This is a genomic window from Actinoallomurus iriomotensis, from assembly GCF_030269445.1.
GTDB lineage: Bacteria > Actinomycetota > Actinomycetes > Streptosporangiales > Streptosporangiaceae > Actinoallomurus > Actinoallomurus iriomotensis.
In genome coordinates, this window is the sequence record NZ_BSTJ01000002.1 from 53,567 (window position 1) to 68,248 (window position 14,682).

A 14,682-nucleotide genomic window follows, 5' to 3' on the forward strand; every position below is an offset into this window, starting at 1 on the left:
CAGGTCGACGGGTCGCCTGGTCACGATCGTTCTCTGGCCTCCTCTGGCCGCGCTTCGCCGAACCCGGCGCGCGGAGTTCCTCATGGACGCATCGGACACCGTACACGCTTCGGCGGGCGGTACCTCCCTTATCGGGAGATACCGCCCGCCGAATGCCTGAGTCGCTACGGCCGGGTCAGCGCTTCTTCTTGCCGCTCGGGTGTCCCTTGGAGCCGGTGCGGCGCGGCTGCTGCCGCGGACCCTGCTGGACCAGCCGGATGCCCGCGCCGACCGAGGTGGCGGCGTCGGTCTCCTCCTCGCCCGGGACCGTGTCCTGGGGCTCGCTCTCCGGTCCGTCGGCGGCGGGCTTGGCCGTGGCCTCGGCGTTCGCCGCACGCGACTGCCGCTTGGCGCTGCCGGCCTTGCTCTTCACCCTCTTGGCGAGGTCCCGGTACTTGGCCTGGCGTTCCTGCAGGTCCGCCAGGATCGGCGTCGCGATGCAGATCGAGGAGTACGCACCGGCCAGCATGCCGACGAACAGCACGAGCGCCAGGTCCTTGAGCGTGCCCGCGCCCATGACCCCGGCGCCGATGAACAGCAGGCCGGCCACGGGCAGCAGGGCGATCACCGAGGTGTTGATCGACCGGACCAGGGTCTGGTTCAGGCCGAGGTTGGCCGCCTGGCTGTACGTCATGGACTTCGTCGTGAGCAGCGGGCGGGTGTTCTCCCGCACCTTGTCGAAGACCACGACCGTGTCGTACAGCGAGTAACCGAGGATGGTCAGCAGGCCGACCACCGAGGAGGGCGTCACCTCGAACTGCACGAGCGAGTAGACGCCGATCGTGATCAGAATGTCGTGCGCGAGCGCGATCAACGCCGCGACCGCCATGCGCCACTCGAAGGCGATGGACAGGTAGATGATGATCGCGACCAGGAAGATGACCAGGCCCTGGAGCGCCTTCTGGGAGATGTCCTTACCCCAGCTCGCGCCGACCGACTGCGGGCTGACGTCGTCGGGCTTGGGCAGTCCGAACCTGTGCTGGACCGTCTCCTGCACCTTCGTCACCTGAGCGGAGGTGAGGCTCTCGGTCTGGACACGCCAGCCGGCCCCGGTCTTCTGGACGATGGGGTCCTCCTTGACGACCCCGGAGTCCGCGACCGCCGCACGCGCGTCCGACGTGGTGGTGCCCGGCTTGGTCGGGAACTGGAAGACGGTGCCGCCCTTGAACTCGACGCCGAAGTTCAACCCGAGGGTCAGCAGCGAGACGACGCTGATGACCAGGATGAGGCCGGAGATGGAGTACCAGAGCTTCTGCCGCCCCACGAAGTTGAGGGAGATCTCCCCTCGGTGAAGCCGGCCGCCGATGGTGCCCAGGCGTGACATCAGGCCTCCTTGGTGCTGGCCGGGCGGACCGTGGGCCGCTTGGTGACACCCAGTGTGGACGGATCGAGTCCGGACCACCGGTGGCCACGCCCGAAGAACTTCGTGCGGGCCAGCATCGTGACGAGCGGCTTGGTGAAGAAGAACACCACCGCCACGTCGATGAGGGTGGTCAGGCCCAGCGTGAACGCGAAGCCCTTGACCCCGCCGATGGCGAACCAGTACAGCAGCAGCGCGGCGATGAACGAGACCGCGTCCGCCACGATGATCGTACGCCGGGCGCGGTGCCATCCGCGCTCGACGGCCGTGCGCAGGCTGCGCCCCTCGCGGACCTCGTCGCGCAATCGTTCGAAGAAGACCACGAACGAGTCCGCCGTGATGCCGATCGCGACGATCGCGCCCGCGATGCCGGCGAGCGACATCCGGAAGTCGATGAACTTGCCGAGCAGCACCACCGACTCGTACGTCAGGACGCCCGCGACGATCAAACTGGAGATCGCCACGAAGCCCAGGCCCCGGTAGTAGAGCAGGCAGTAGAGCACGACCAGGCCCAGGCCGATCGCGCCCGCGATCAGGCCGGCGCTCAGCTGGTCCTTGCCCAGCGTGGCCGACACCGACTCGATCGAGCTCGGCACGAACTTCAGCGGCAGCGCGCCGTACTTGAGCACGTTGGCCAGGTCGGTGGCGTCCTCCTGGCTGAACTGGCCCTCGATCTGGGCGTTGCCGGAGGTGATGGCCTCCTTGACGCTCGGCCAGGAGTAGACGGTGCCGTCGAGCACGATCGCGAAGTGGTTGCGCGTGTTGTTCTCGCCCAGCGCCGCGGCCTTGGACGTGAAGTCCGCGAACGTCTTGGTGGCGGCACCGTTGAGGTCGAGGCTGACCGTCCACTGGACCCGGCCGTTCTGCGGGTCCGGCGGCAGCGCCTGCGCCTTGGTGACCTGCTCACCGGAGATCTGCGCCGGCGCCAGGATGAACTTGTAGTCGCTCTTGTGCGTCTTCGGGTCGGGCCGGGCGCAGATCGCGGCCTGCTTGGCCGGGTTCAGCGTCTGGCCCTGGCCGATGTCGTTGCCCGTGCAGGTGAGCTTGCTGAACTGCGCCTTGACCGCCGGATCGACGCCGGTGAAGTCCTCGGCGCCCGCCTGCTGCTGTTGCTGGAGCTGCTGCAACTGCTGGAGCTGCTCGGGGGTGAGCGACTGTGAGGCACTCGGCTTCGGCGTGGCCTTGGCGGACGCCTTGTCCGACGGCTTCGGCGTGGTGGTCAGGGCCTGGGCGAGCGCACGCCCCTTGGGCGAGGAGCTCGTGGACGGCTTGCCGCTCGCCGACGGGCTGCCCGACGGCTTGGGCGACTTGGAGGCCTTGCCCGACGGGGTCGGGGTGGGCGTGGGGGCCGGCTGCTGAGCGGCGCCGACCGGCTCGGCCACCATCACCTGCCGGAACTCCAGCTTGGCGGTGGTGCCGATGAGCTTGACGACCCGCTCCTGTCCCTGACCGGGGACCTGGACGACGATGACGTTGTTGCCCTGCTTGGTCACCTCGGCCTCAGAGACGCCCAGGCCGTTCACGCGCTCGCGCATGATGTTGATCGCCTGGGTCATCTCGGAGTCGCCGATCTTCGCGCCTGGCCGCGAGGGCTCCGCCGTGAGCGTCACGGTGGTGCCGCCGGCCAGGTCGAGGGCCAGCTTGGGCGTCTTTTGGCCCTGCCAGAACATCAGGCCCACCAGGGCGGCGGCGATCACGAACAGCGCGAGGAGCACGCGCCCTGGTCTCGAAACGTTTCTGCTTGGCGGAGCCACGGTCGTCTTTCGTCCTTTGTCTGCGGTCAGGCTCTGGTCAGGCCGAGGGCCTCTTGCCGGACTTGTCCTCGCCGTCGTTCAGCGGCGCGTCTCCGGTCTTCTTCCCGGTCGCGCCGGGAAGAGTCTCGGTCTTGGCCTCGACCTCGACCTCGTCCTGCAGCGTCTCGCCGGCTTTGGGCGCCTCTTCCTCTTCGGACTCTTCGGCCTGGGTTGACTCGCCGGTCTCCTCGGCGTCGTCCTCGTCCTCGGCCTCGTCCTCGATCTCCTCGGGGTCTTCGTCGGGCACGACCTGGGCGATGGCCTGCTTGACGTAGCGGACCTCGACCCCGGGGGCGATCTCCAGCACGACGTGGTCGTCCTCGATGGCGACGACGTCGGCGAGCATGCCCGCGGTCGTCATGACGCGCTGGCCCGGCTCTATTTGACGCTGCATCTGCAGTTGCTGTTGCTGTCGCTTGCGCTGCGGGCGGAAGAGCAGGAAATAGAACACGACGCCGATGAGGATGATCGGCAGAAGCGTGACCAGAGGGTTGCTCTTCTGGGCAGCGAGTTGCGTGAGCGCTATGAGTTCAGTGTTGCCCTGCACCGGGGCATCCTTCCGATATGGGGTTCAGCCCGCCGCCGACGATTCGCGTGCGAAAGGCGTGTCGCCTGACGACGGCGACAAGCTCCGGAGTGTAAAGGACTTGACGAAACCCCGGCAACGAGCTGACGACTGGGCACGGCGGGAAGTTCCTCGTCACTCCTCCGTCACTTCGAAAAGGGTACCTTCAACCGTGGGCGGCGGGGTGATACCCAGGTGCCGCCAGGCCGAAGGAGTCGCGATCCGGCCACGGGGCGTGCGGGCGATGAGTCCCTTACGCACCAGGAACGGCTCGGCGACCACCTCCACCGTCTCCGGCTCCTCCCCCACCGCGACCGCCAGTGTCGACAGCCCCACCGGCCCACCGCCGAACTTTCGCAGCAGCGCGTCGAGCACCGCGCGGTCGAGCCGGTCCAGTCCCTCGGCGTCGACCTCGTACAGCGCCAGGGCGTCGCGGGCGATCCCCTCGGTGATCACGCCGTCGGCGCGAACCTCGGCGAAGTCGCGGACGCGGCGCAGGAGCCGGTTGGCGATACGTGGCGTGCCGCGGGAGCGCCGGGCGATCTCGGCGGCACCCGCCTCGTCCATCCGCACGTCGAGCAGCCGCGCCGAGCGGTCGATGATCCGCTGGAGATCGGCCGGCTCGTAGAAGTCCATGTGCGCGACGAAGCCGAACCGGTCGCGCAGCGGCGCCGGCAGCAGGCCGGCCCTCGTGGTCGCGCCGACGAGCGTGAAGGGCGCGATGTCGAGCGGGATGGCGGTCGCGCCCGGCCCCTTGCCGACGACCACGTCGACGCGGAAGTCCTCCATCGCGACGTAGAGCATCTCCTCGGCGGGCCGGGCCATCCGGTGGATCTCGTCGAGGAACAGCACCTCGCCCTCGGAGAGCGTGGACAGCACGGCCGCGAGGTCGCCGGCCCGCTCGATCGCCGGACCGGAGGAGATGCGCAGGGGCATGCCCAGCTCGCTGGCGATGATCATCGCGAGGGTGGTCTTGCCCAGGCCCGGAGGCCCGGACATGAGCAGGTGGTCCGGCGGCCGGCCGCGCCGGAGCGCGCTGTGCAGCACGAGCGAGAGCTGCTCGCGTACGCGCGCCTGCCCGATGAACTCGTCGAGGCGCTTGGGCCGCAGCGCCGCCTCGATGACCTTCTCCTCGCCGTCGGCGACCGGCGAGACGAAACGCTCCTCCTCGCGCTCGCTCCACTCGGTCACGGCGTCTCTTTCGTCGGCGCCGTGGGCGAGGTGGACGGGCGGTCCCCCGGGGCGGTCATCGGCTGAGCTTCCTCATCGCCAGCTTCAGCAGGGCGGCGATGTCGGAGGTGTCCTGGCCGTCCACCTCCGCGGCGACCGCGTCCACGGCCGCTTCGGCGTCGCGGGCGGTCCAGCCGAGGTTGGTGAGACCGGCGTGGACCTGCGCGCGCCAGGCCGCGGCGGCGAACGACGGGGCGGGCGTGTCGCCGTCGGCCCCGTCGAGGGGCATGCCGAGGCGGTCCTTCAGCTCGAGCACGATGCGCTGGGCGCCCTTGCGGCCGATGCCGGGGACCTTGGTCAGCGCGTTCAGGTCCTCGGTGGCGACGGCGCGGCGCAGGGCGTTCGGGTCGTGCACGGCGAGCATCGCGAGCGCCAGCCGGGGCCCGACGCCGCTGGCGGTCTGCAGGAGTTCGAAGACGGTCTTCTCGTCGTCGTCGGCGAAGCCATACAGCGTGAGGGAGTCCTCGCGCACGACGAGTGAGGTGGGCACGTGCGCCCTTTCGCCCACGCGCAGGCCGGCCAGCGTGGCGGGCGTGCACTGGACCGCGAGCCCGACCCCGCCGACCTCGACCACGGCCCCGTCGGGCCCCGCCGCGGCGACCCTGCCGTTGACGAATGCGATCACTACCGCGTCCTTCCCTGCCTCATGTCGTGTGCCGGCCCGGTCGCCCGGGTCCGCGCCGCCTGGAGCCGGGCCTGCGCGCCGCCGCGCCAGACGTGGCAGATCGCCAGCGCGAGCGCGTCGGCGGCGTCGGCCGGCTTGGGCGGCGCGTCCAGCCGGAGCAGTCTGGTCACCATAGTGGTGACCTGGAGCTTGTCGGCGCGGCCGCTTCCGGTCACCGCCGCCTTGGCCTCGCTCGGGGTGTGCAGGGCGACCGGCAGCCCGCGCCGGGCGCCGCAGGCGATGGCGATCGCCCCGGCCTGTGCGGTGCCCATCACCGTGGAGACGTTGTGCTGGCTGAACACCCGCTCGACGGCCACGGCGTCGGGGCTGGTCTGCTCGATCAGCTCCTCGATGCCGCGCTCGAGCTCGACGAGGCGCGTGCCGATGTCGTCGTCCGGGCTCGTACGGATGACACCGACGCTCACCAGCCGCAGCGGCTTGCCGGGGGCACCGTCGACGACGCCGACTCCGCACCTGGTCAGACCGGGATCGACGCCCAGCACCCGCACGTGTGCTCCTCTCCGGCTCCGAACACGTGTTCGCAGTGAGGCTACTCGGCCGATGGGCCCCGCCGCCCGGCTCGCACGCGGCGTGTCGCGTTCAGAAATAGTCCAGCATGAACGGCTTTCCGGCGAACGCCGCGTCGAGGAGCGGGTCGGCCCCGGCGTCGCCGGTGACGATGCCCGCGCCGCGCAGCGTCGCCATCGGCACGCCCGCGTAGAGGGCGGCGAGGCCGCGCGCGGGCAGCCGGGTCGCGTCGCGCCGCTCCGCCGCGTGCTCCAGGCGTCCCCGCCCCTCGCGCACCGTCAGCGTCCAGCTCCCGGCGTTGGCGGGCCGCAGCTCGTCCTCGACGAGCAGCGGCACCTCCACCGAGACCGCGACGGGAAAGCCGCGCGCGGCGATCGCCGCGGGCGCGTCGAGGACGCGCAGCATCCAGCCGATGCGGCGCACCTCGTCTTCGGAGCGGTCGCGCAGCAGCCACAACATCGGGTCGTCGGGCGCCACGTTGGCCCGTACCGTCCGGGCGATGGAGGAACCGGATCCGACCACCGCCCAGAGCGCGCGTGCGGTCGCGGCGGACCCGGCGACGCAGCGGTGCACGGCGATGTCCTCTCGGCCGCCGTCCCAGCCGTACGCCAGGAAGCCGTCGGCGGCCAGATAGGAGTAGACGCGCTCGTTCTGGAGGAAATCGCGGACCTGGTCCTCACCGGGGACGATCGGGCCGTGGTGCCGCGCCTCGGCGTGCAGGCGGCGTAGCAGGGCGAGGACCTCGCCGGTGTCGGCGGGCCCGGCTCGGCGTACCTCGACCGGCCCGGACGCGAGGGTGCGCAGCGGTGCGGGCGGCAGGGTGAGGCGATACTGCGCGCCGGCGTGCTCGTAGCCGACGGATCGGTAGACCGGAGCGGTGGCCGGGTACAGCGCCGACAGCGGACGGCCGTCCATCAGGTCCAGCAGCCCGGCGGCGAGCCGCCGGCCGACGCCGCGGCCGCGGTCCTCGGGCGCGACGCAGACGCCGCCGACGCCGCCCATCGGCACGGCGCGGCCGTGCCACCACTGTTCGAACGGGTGATAGTGCCCGACGGCGACGAGGCGGCGGCCGTCGCGGACCCCGAGGAAGCGGCCCTCCCCCATGGCCCGCAGGGCCCACGCGTCATCGCGGTCGGAGGGCCCGAACGCACGGATCCACAGGTCATGGACGGCGTCGAGGTCGGCGGGTTCGAGGGTGCGCGTCTCCACGGACCACGACGCTACGGCATGGCCCGGACGCGGCATCAAGGGGATTTCCGCGGGCGGCCGGCTCGCCACGAGCGGGGCGTCGGAAGCGCGCCGGAAACGCCCCCTGCCGGGCGGCAGGGGGCGTTCACGAACGGCCGTCAGGCCTCGATCTTCTCCATGATCTCGTCGGAGACGTCGAAGTTGGCGAAGACGTTCTGCACGTCGTCGCTGTCCTCCAGCGCCTCGATGAGGCGGAAGACCTTCTTGGCGTTGTCCTCGTCGACGGGCACGCTGACGCTGGGCAGGAAGTTCGCCTCGGCGGACTCGTAGTCGAGGCCGGCGTCCTGCAGGGCCTTGCGCACCGTCACCAGGTCGCCGGCCTCGCTGATCACCTCGAACGACTCACCGAGGTCGTTGACCTCCTCGGCGCCGGCGTCCAGGACCGCCATCATCACGTCGTCCTCGGTGGTGCCGTCCTTGGGCACCAGGATGACGCCCTTGCGGGTGAACAGGTACGACACCGAGTTGGGGTCGGCGAGCGAGCCGCCGTTGCGGGTCAGCGCGGTACGGACGTCGGAGGCTGCGCGGTTGCGGTTGTCGGTCAGGCACTCGATGAGCACCGCGACGCCGCCGGGCGCGTACCCCTCGTACATGATCGTCTGCCACTCGGCGCCACCGGCCTCCTCACCGGCGCCGCGCTTACGCGCCCGCTCGATGTTGTCGAGGGGCACGGAGTTCTTGCGCGCCTTCTGAATGGCGTCGTACAGCGTCGGGTTGCCGTCCGGGTCGCCGCCGCCGGTGCGGGCCGCCACCTCGATGTTCTTGATGAGCTTGGCGAACAGCTTGCCCCGTTTGGCGTCGACAACCGCCTTCTTGTGCTTCGTCGTCGCCCATTTGGAGTGGCCACTCATGCGTTTCGCGGGGCCACCCGGCGAGCCGCCGAAGAGGTGAGCCCCTTCCTCCAATCTCCGAAAGTCTCAGAACGTCACAGCACACTGCCTGGACGCCGTGCGCGGCGGGATCCCCCGGACGCGGCTCCCCACCCCCGAGGGAGGCCGGAGGTCACGAGGCTTCCTTCACCATCTCGAGGAAGTAGGCGTGGATCCGGGGATCGCCGGTCAGCTCGGGATGGAACGAGGTCGCCAGGAGGTTCCCCTGCCGGACGGCGACGATCCTACCGGCGGAATCGCCGCTCGCGGCACGGCCGAGCGCGTCGGCGCCCGCACCGACCGACTCCACCCACGGCGCGCGGATGAAGACCGCGTGGAAGGGCCGGTCGAGGCCGCCCATCTCGACGTCGCTCTCGAAGGAGTCGACCTGGCGGCCGAAGGCGTTGCGGCGTACGACCATGTCGATGCCGCCGATGGTCTCCTGCCCGGCCGCGCCGTCGAGGATGCGGTCGGCCAGCATGATCATGCCGGCGCAGGAACCGTAGGCGGGCATGCCCTGCTCGACACGCTTGCGCAAAGGCTCCAGCAGGTCGAACGTCCGGGCGAGCCGCCACATCGTGGTGGACTCACCGCCGGGGATCACGAGCGCCTGAACACGCTCCAGCTCCTCCGGACGGCGGACGACCGCGGTGGCGGCGCCGCAGGACTCCAGGACACGGCGATGCTCGCGGACGTCACCCTGCAGTGCGAGCACGCCGACCGTCGGGACAGCAGCCACGAACCAGCCCTTCACGTCGAGTTGTACCAATGAGCTTAGTGCCAGTGACAACGCCCGCGGCGCGCGCCGGCTTCCCCGGGCCCCCGTGTCAGGCGAGCTTGAAGCGGCGCAGCGGGAGCTCGAGCGGGAGGAAACCGTCGGCGCCGCGCTCGGCGATGTCGCGGCCGAACAGGTGCTCGCGCGCGAGCGCCATGCCGTACTCCTCGTAGTCGAACGGCAGGGGGACGTCGGACGCGCCGTCGTCGATGGCCTTCCAGAACGGGGCCTCGGCCGGCAGCCGCTCGCCGAGGTCGACCACGACCCCGTCCTCGGCGGTGACGTAGACGTCGCGGCGCGCCCGGTCACCGGAGTACCACCGGAACCAGCAGCCGGACACGACGCTGTGCAGGACCAGCACGCCGCACGAGCCGCCCGGCAGCGCGCGGGCGATCTCGTCGGCGAGGCGGCGCGCCCGGTCGTCGACGCAGAACAGCCGGCGGTCGCACACGACCAGCGCGTCGCCGTACGCGCCGACGAACAGCTCGTCCTCGTAGGGCCAGAGCGCGAAGTCGAGCACGGTGTCGCCGGTCTCGGTGACCGAGTGCTCCGGGTAGAGCCGACGGGCCAGCGCCACGGCGCGGTCCGCGTCCGGAACCAACCCCGGCCCGAAGGAGGCTCCGTTCACACGCGAACACGCCAACGCGACCGACCAACCCATGGGCGTCGTCCCCTCCCGCGCTCGGCGGACCCTGCCGGCGGCACCAGCGTTCAGTCGCGGCCCAGGGTAACCCGCCTTTCCCGCGCTGTGGAGGGGAGAACACACTTCGTTTGCCCTCGGCGGCGGACGTTCCGGACGGTACGCGGCCGCTACCAGCCCCGGACCGCGAGCCGGTCGCCCTCGGCCAGGGAGGAGACGTTGATGCCGACCATCGCCTCGCCGAGCCCGCGCGAGACCTTGGCGATCACGTCGGGGTCGTCGTAGAAGGTGGTGGCCTTCACGATCGCCTCGGCGCGCTTGGCCGGGTCGCCGGACTTGAAGATGCCCGAGCCGACGAACACGCCCTCGGCGCCGAGCTGCATCATCATGGCGGCGTCGGCGGGCGTCGCGATGCCGCCCGCGGTGAACAGCACCACCGGCAGCTTGCCGGCCCGCGCCACCTCCTTGACCAGCTCGTACGGGGCCTGCAGCTCCTTGGCGGCGACGAACAGCTCGTCTTCGGGCAGCGAGCCGAGCCGCCGGATCTGCTGGCGGAGCTGCCGCATGTGGGTGGTGGCGTTGGAGACGTCACCGGTGCCGGCCTCGCCCTTGGAGCGGATCATCGCCGCCCCCTCGGTGATGCGGCGGAGCGCCTCGCCGAGGTTGGTGGCGCCGCACACGAAGGGCACGGTGAAGGCCCACTTGTCGATGTGGTTGTCGTAGTCGGCCGGGGTGAGCACCTCGGACTCGTCGATGTAGTCGACGCCGAGGGCCTGCAGGACCTGCGCCTCGACGAAGTGGCCGATGCGCGCCTTGGCCATGACCGGGATCGAGACGGCGTTGATGATGCCCTCGATCATGTCGGGGTCGCTCATCCGCGACACGCCGCCTTCGGCGCGAATGTCGGCGGGGACGCGCTCGAGGGCCATCACGGCGACGGCGCCGGCGTCCTCGGCGATCTTCGCCTGCTCGGGTGTGACGACGTCCATGATCACGCCACCCTTGAGCATCTCCGCCATGCCCCGCTTGACGCGGGCGGTGCCGGTCTCGGGAACGGCGTTGGTCTGGTCGGGGGCGGCGTCGGGAGTGGCGGTGGACACGGCTACCTCTTCGAATGAGTCGATCAAGCTGTCGTATCCATGGTAGGGGCAGCTGACCGGCGCGACCGCCCTGCCATGTCGTCAGGAATCAGGCCGTCATCCGACATGATGTACGACTCAGGGCGTCGTCGGCTTCCCGTCGTTGACGAGGACCACCCAGACCTGGCCGGTGGCGAACGTCATGGGCGCGCCGGAGGCGGTGGTGAAGGTCGTCCCGTCCTTCTCCGACGGCCGCGACCAGCGCGCGTCGTAGGCCTTGCCGTCGCGCAGCACGGTCGCCCCGCCGGTGCCCACGGTCTGGACGAGCGGCGTGTAGTTGCCGAGGAAGTCGTGGAACTGCGAGCGGGTCGTGTGGGCCCGCTGGATCACGATCGTCGCGCCGCCGACCCGGCCGCCCTCGCCGGCGCGGTCGGCGCGGCCGTCCTGGGTGAGCAGCCACCGCTTCTCCCCCGGTGACCAGGTGAACTTCAGCGTCGCGGCCGGGTAGCGGGCGGTGAAGCTCGGGACCGCCTTGCCGCCGTCCGGGACCGGGCCGAACCGGAAACCGATGTCGCCGGCCCTGGAGGCGCCCGGTGCGCGGGCGAGGAGCTGCTGCGGGGTGCCGTAGAGGTTGTACGGGGCGGCGTGCGGCCCGGTGCGGGTGTAACCGGTGTTCGAACGGTCCTGGGAGACGTCCAGGAGGGGCGCCTGGGCGACGTAGGGCTTCATCTTGCTCTGCACCCCGGAGTAGGCGAACGCGGGGCGGCCGAACTGCGGCAGCAGGTGCAGGTCGGAGATGCGGGCGCTGCGGACCGGGCCGACGCGGGACGGCAGCTTGGAGGAGAAGACCGCCATGATCCGGCTGAGGCCGCCCTCGACCTGCTCGACGTAGACGATGTCGGCCGACCGCAGGCCGAGCTGCGGCTTGGCGGACCGGGTGTTGTCGATCTTGACGGCGAGGACCGGGCCGTCCGCGCCGCCCGGCGCGCCGGTGAACGGATGGGTCCGGGCGGGCGACGGCGTGGACGACGGCGACGAGCCGGCCGAGACCGGCGGCGGAGGCGACGCGGCGGCCGTGACCGGTCCCTTCGAACAGGCCGCGAGGGCCGCCGTGACGAACGTGGTGACGAGCACGGCGGCCGGGGCCGGCGTCGTACGGAAACAGCGCACTACCTGCACCTCCGGACAAATCAGACGTCCTGAGGTCGCGAGGCTAGCCGAAGAACGGGCTGCTCGAACCCTCCTTGGCGGGCCCGGTATGACCATGCGTCCCGCCGGTCACAGGGGTCCCGTGAGTGGGGGTCTCAGCTCTCCGGAGGGGCGTCGTCGATCTCGAAGAAGTCCGGCAGCGGCGCCCGGCCGTGCAGCGGAAGGACCCGGGGCAGCAGCTTCCGGCGCGCAGTCCGGGTGGCGGTCACCGCGTTGTTGTAGAAGCTGCGCGCGTAGGTGACCTTGCGCACGGCCGCGTCGAGGTCCTCCAGGAGGGCCGCCCCGTCCTCACCGGCCTCCAGAGTGGGGCGGAAGTCCGGCTGGCCGACGACGGCGCGCAGAGCACGCGACAGGTCGCTCTCGGCGAACTCCCGGTTGTCGGCGTCGGCGATGCGGGCCTCGTGCGCGGCGGCGGCGAGCAGCAGGCTCGTGGCCGGATCGAGCTGCCGGGAGGCGGCCAGCTCCAGGGCGACGGCCGCACGCCGTACGAGCGCGGCGTCCAGGCCGGCGCGGGCGGTCTCCAGGCGCACGTGCAGCCGGTCGAGGCGCGTCGCGCGCCACGAGACGTACACCCCGATCAGCAGGAGGACCGCGGCGATCAGGGCGATGTGAAGGAGGATCTCGGGCATGGTCAGCTCGACGAGGTCCCGACGACGCCGTCGCCGACGACGGTCTCATAGACACGGACCACGTCCCGGGCCACCGTCGACCAGTCGTAGGCGCGTACGGCCGCCCTGGCGTCGTCGGACAGCTGTTTGCGGCGCGGGGCGTCGTCGAGCAGCTCCGCGGCGGTGGCGGCCAGCGCCGCCGAGTCGCCGACCGGGAACAGCGCGCCCGCGCGCCCGCCGAGCAGCACGCGGCTGAACGCCGGGATGTCGCTGGCCAGGATGGGCGCCCCGGCCGACATCGCCTCGGCGAGCACGATGCCGAAGCTCTCACCCCCGGTGTTGGGCGCGACGAAGACGTCGACCGAGTGCAGCATGCGGACCTTGTCGGCCTCGCTGACCAGGCCGAGGATGACGACGCGGTCGCGCAGCTCTGGGGCGACCCGGGCGCGCACCTCGGCCGCGTCGCCGGGACCGGCCACCAGCAGCCGCAGCCCGGGGCGCTTGCGGCCGAGCGTCTCGAACGCCCGCAGCAGCACGGGCAGGCCCTTGCGGTGCTCGTCCATGCGGCCGAGGAAGCCGAGCGCCCCGTCGTCTCCGGGCCAGCCGGGCAGCGGCTCGGCCATGGCGTACCGCTCGGTCGTCACCCCGTTGGGGATGAGCACGGCGTCTCCGCCGAGGTGTTCGACGAGGGTCTTGCGCGCCTTCTCCGACACCGCGATCCGGGCGGTGATCTTCTCCAGCGCGCTCTGCAGGATCGGGCCGGCCGCCGACAGGGCGCGGGAGCGTTCGAACGACGCGTGGAAGGTGGCGACGATCGGCCCGTCGGCGGCCCAGCAGGCCAGCAGGCCGAGCGACGGCGACGCCGGCTCGTGCACGTGGAGGACGTCGAACCGGCCGTCGCGGATCCAGCGGCGCACGCGGCTCGCGGACAGGAAGCCGAACGACAGCCGCGCGACCGACCCGTTGAAGGGCACCGGCACCGCGCGCCCGGCCGACACGACGTACGGCGGCAGCGGAGCCGCGCCGGAGGACACCTCGGTGTCGTCGGCCGGCGCGATCACCGAGACCTCGTGCCCGGAGGCGAACAGCGCCTCCGTGAGATCGCGCACGTGCGACTGGACGCCACCGGGGACGTCCCAGGTGTACGGGCAGACGATGCCGATCCTCAAGGGCCGCTCGCCTCTCTCATCCCTCGGCGGTCAAAGATCCTCAACCCAGACGCGTTGGAGCATGTGCCAGTCTTGCGGATGGGCTGCGACGCCCTGCTGGAAGGTGTCGGCGACCGACTGCGTCATCGTCGCGACATCGTCGTCGCCGCCGGGCACGGCGATCTCGTCGTGCACCCGGACCCCCCAGTCGTCACCTTCGTACCACAGGGTGACCGGACGGAGCGCGGCGCCGGTGCGCACGGCCAGGGCGGCCGGGCCGGCCGGGAACTTCGCCGGACGGCCGAAGAAGTCGACCTCGACGCCGGTCCTGGTCAGGTCGCGGTCGGCGACGAGGCAGACCAGCCCGCCGCCGTCCAGCCGCCGGGACAGGGTGGCGAACACGTCGTCCGCCCCGCCCGTGGCGGGCAGCACCTCCATGCCGAGGCCGGCCCGGTAGGCGACGAACCGGTCGTACAGCGACTCGGGCCGGAGGCGTTCCATGACGGTGGTGAACGGCGTGCCCGACAGCGCGATCCACGCGCCGGCGTGGTCCCAGTTGCCCATGTGCGGCAGCGCGGCGACCACGCCGCGCCCGGCGTCGAGGTCCTTGTAGATCTCCTCGACGCCGGTGATGCGCATGCCGGACAGGATGCGCTCGCGGCTCATCGACGGCAGGCGGAAGGACTCCAGCCAGTAGCGAAAGTAGGAGCGCATGCCTCGGCGGCTCAGCTCGCGCAGCTCGTCGTCCGGCGTGTCGTCGCCGACGACCCGCCGGAGGTTCTTCTCGAGCTGGCGGACGCCGCGGCCGTGGCGCTGCCAGACGCGGTCGGCGATGAGCATGAAGATCTCACGCGCGACCGGCTCCGGCATGTGGCGGACCGCCGCCCAGCCCAGGCCGTACGCGGCGTCGGCCACCTCGTCCCTCAT

General features: G+C 71.4%; 15 protein-coding genes. All 15 read right to left on the reverse strand.

Annotated elements, in window-relative coordinates:
• Window positions 1–175 precede the first annotated feature (175 nt).
• Complete coding sequence (secF, locus tag QSK37_RS09075) at window positions 176–1,363, reverse strand: protein translocase subunit SecF (protein ID WP_285618971.1); 1,188 nt, start codon at window positions 1,361–1,363, stop codon at window positions 176–178.
• A complete protein-coding gene (gene secD / locus QSK37_RS09080) occupies window positions 1,363–3,114 on the reverse strand; it encodes a protein translocase subunit SecD (protein ID WP_285618972.1) in 1,752 nt (583 codons plus the stop codon). The genes secF and secD overlap by 1 nt, the downstream gene beginning before the upstream one ends.
• Window positions 3,115–3,190: 76 nt before the next feature.
• Complete coding sequence (yajC, locus tag QSK37_RS09085) at window positions 3,191–3,739, reverse strand: preprotein translocase subunit YajC (RefSeq protein ID WP_285618974.1); 549 nt, start codon at window positions 3,737–3,739, stop codon at window positions 3,191–3,193.
• Between the two features lie 153 nt (window positions 3,740–3,892).
• The gene (ruvB, locus tag QSK37_RS09090; RefSeq protein WP_285618975.1) at window positions 3,893–4,948 is read right to left on the reverse strand and encodes a Holliday junction branch migration DNA helicase RuvB; all 1,056 of its coding nucleotides are present in this window, start codon (window positions 4,946–4,948) and stop codon (window positions 3,893–3,895) included.
• 55 nt (window positions 4,949–5,003) lie between these two features.
• A complete protein-coding gene (ruvA, locus tag QSK37_RS09095) occupies window positions 5,004–5,612 on the reverse strand; it encodes a Holliday junction branch migration protein RuvA (RefSeq protein ID WP_285618977.1) in 609 nt (202 codons plus the stop codon).
• On the reverse strand, window positions 5,612–6,160 hold the full coding sequence (ruvC, locus tag QSK37_RS09100) for a crossover junction endodeoxyribonuclease RuvC (RefSeq protein ID WP_285618978.1): 549 nt from the start codon (window positions 6,158–6,160) through the stop codon (window positions 5,612–5,614). The genes ruvA and ruvC overlap by 1 nt, the downstream gene beginning before the upstream one ends.
• 91 nt (window positions 6,161–6,251) lie before the next feature.
• Window positions 6,252–7,388, reverse strand: a complete 1,137-nt coding sequence (locus tag QSK37_RS09105; protein ID WP_285618979.1) for a GNAT family N-acetyltransferase — start codon at window positions 7,386–7,388, stop codon at window positions 6,252–6,254.
• Between the two features lie 137 nt (window positions 7,389–7,525).
• On the reverse strand, window positions 7,526–8,278 hold the full coding sequence (locus tag QSK37_RS09110; RefSeq protein ID WP_285581406.1) for a YebC/PmpR family DNA-binding transcriptional regulator: 753 nt from the start codon (window positions 8,276–8,278) through the stop codon (window positions 7,526–7,528).
• A 151-nt stretch (window positions 8,279–8,429) separates the two neighbouring features.
• Complete coding sequence (gene pdxT / locus QSK37_RS09115; RefSeq protein WP_285581405.1) at window positions 8,430–9,035, reverse strand: pyridoxal 5'-phosphate synthase glutaminase subunit PdxT; 606 nt, start codon at window positions 9,033–9,035, stop codon at window positions 8,430–8,432.
• An 88-nt stretch (window positions 9,036–9,123) separates the two neighbouring features.
• Window positions 9,124–9,699, reverse strand: a complete 576-nt coding sequence (locus QSK37_RS09120; protein WP_285618981.1) for a DUF6928 family protein — start codon at window positions 9,697–9,699, stop codon at window positions 9,124–9,126.
• A 182-nt stretch (window positions 9,700–9,881) separates the two neighbouring features.
• Complete coding sequence (gene pdxS / locus QSK37_RS09125) at window positions 9,882–10,811, reverse strand: pyridoxal 5'-phosphate synthase lyase subunit PdxS (protein WP_285581474.1); 930 nt, start codon at window positions 10,809–10,811, stop codon at window positions 9,882–9,884.
• 117 nt (window positions 10,812–10,928) lie between these two features.
• Window positions 10,929–11,960, reverse strand: a complete 1,032-nt coding sequence (locus QSK37_RS09130; RefSeq protein WP_285618983.1) for a DUF3048 domain-containing protein — start codon at window positions 11,958–11,960, stop codon at window positions 10,929–10,931.
• Between the two features lie 134 nt (window positions 11,961–12,094).
• A complete protein-coding gene (locus tag QSK37_RS09135) occupies window positions 12,095–12,628 on the reverse strand; it encodes a hypothetical protein (protein WP_285618984.1) in 534 nt (177 codons plus the stop codon).
• A gap of 2 nt (window positions 12,629–12,630) precedes the next feature.
• Complete coding sequence (locus QSK37_RS09140) at window positions 12,631–13,776, reverse strand: glycosyltransferase family 4 protein (protein ID WP_285618986.1); 1,146 nt, start codon at window positions 13,774–13,776, stop codon at window positions 12,631–12,633.
• Window positions 13,777–13,806: 30 nt separating this feature from the next.
• Window positions 13,807–14,682 carry a phosphatidylinositol mannoside acyltransferase gene (locus QSK37_RS09145; RefSeq protein WP_285618988.1) on the reverse strand — a complete coding sequence of 292 codons (876 nt, stop codon included), beginning with the start codon at window positions 14,680–14,682 and terminating at the stop codon, window positions 13,807–13,809.

Coding starts and splice junctions, on each gene's coding strand:
- secF (WP_285618971.1), bottom strand. CDS start 1,363: ATGTCACGCCTGGGCACCATCGGCGGCCGGCTTCACCGAGGGGAGATC.
- QSK37_RS09145 (WP_285618988.1), bottom strand. CDS start 14,682: ATGAGGGACGAGGTGGCCGACGCCGCGTACGGCCTGGGCTGGGCGGCG.
- QSK37_RS09110 (WP_285581406.1), bottom strand. CDS start 8,278: ATGAGTGGCCACTCCAAATGGGCGACGACGAAGCACAAGAAGGCGGTT.
- QSK37_RS09135 (WP_285618984.1), bottom strand. CDS start 12,628: ATGCCCGAGATCCTCCTTCACATCGCCCTGATCGCCGCGGTCCTCCTG.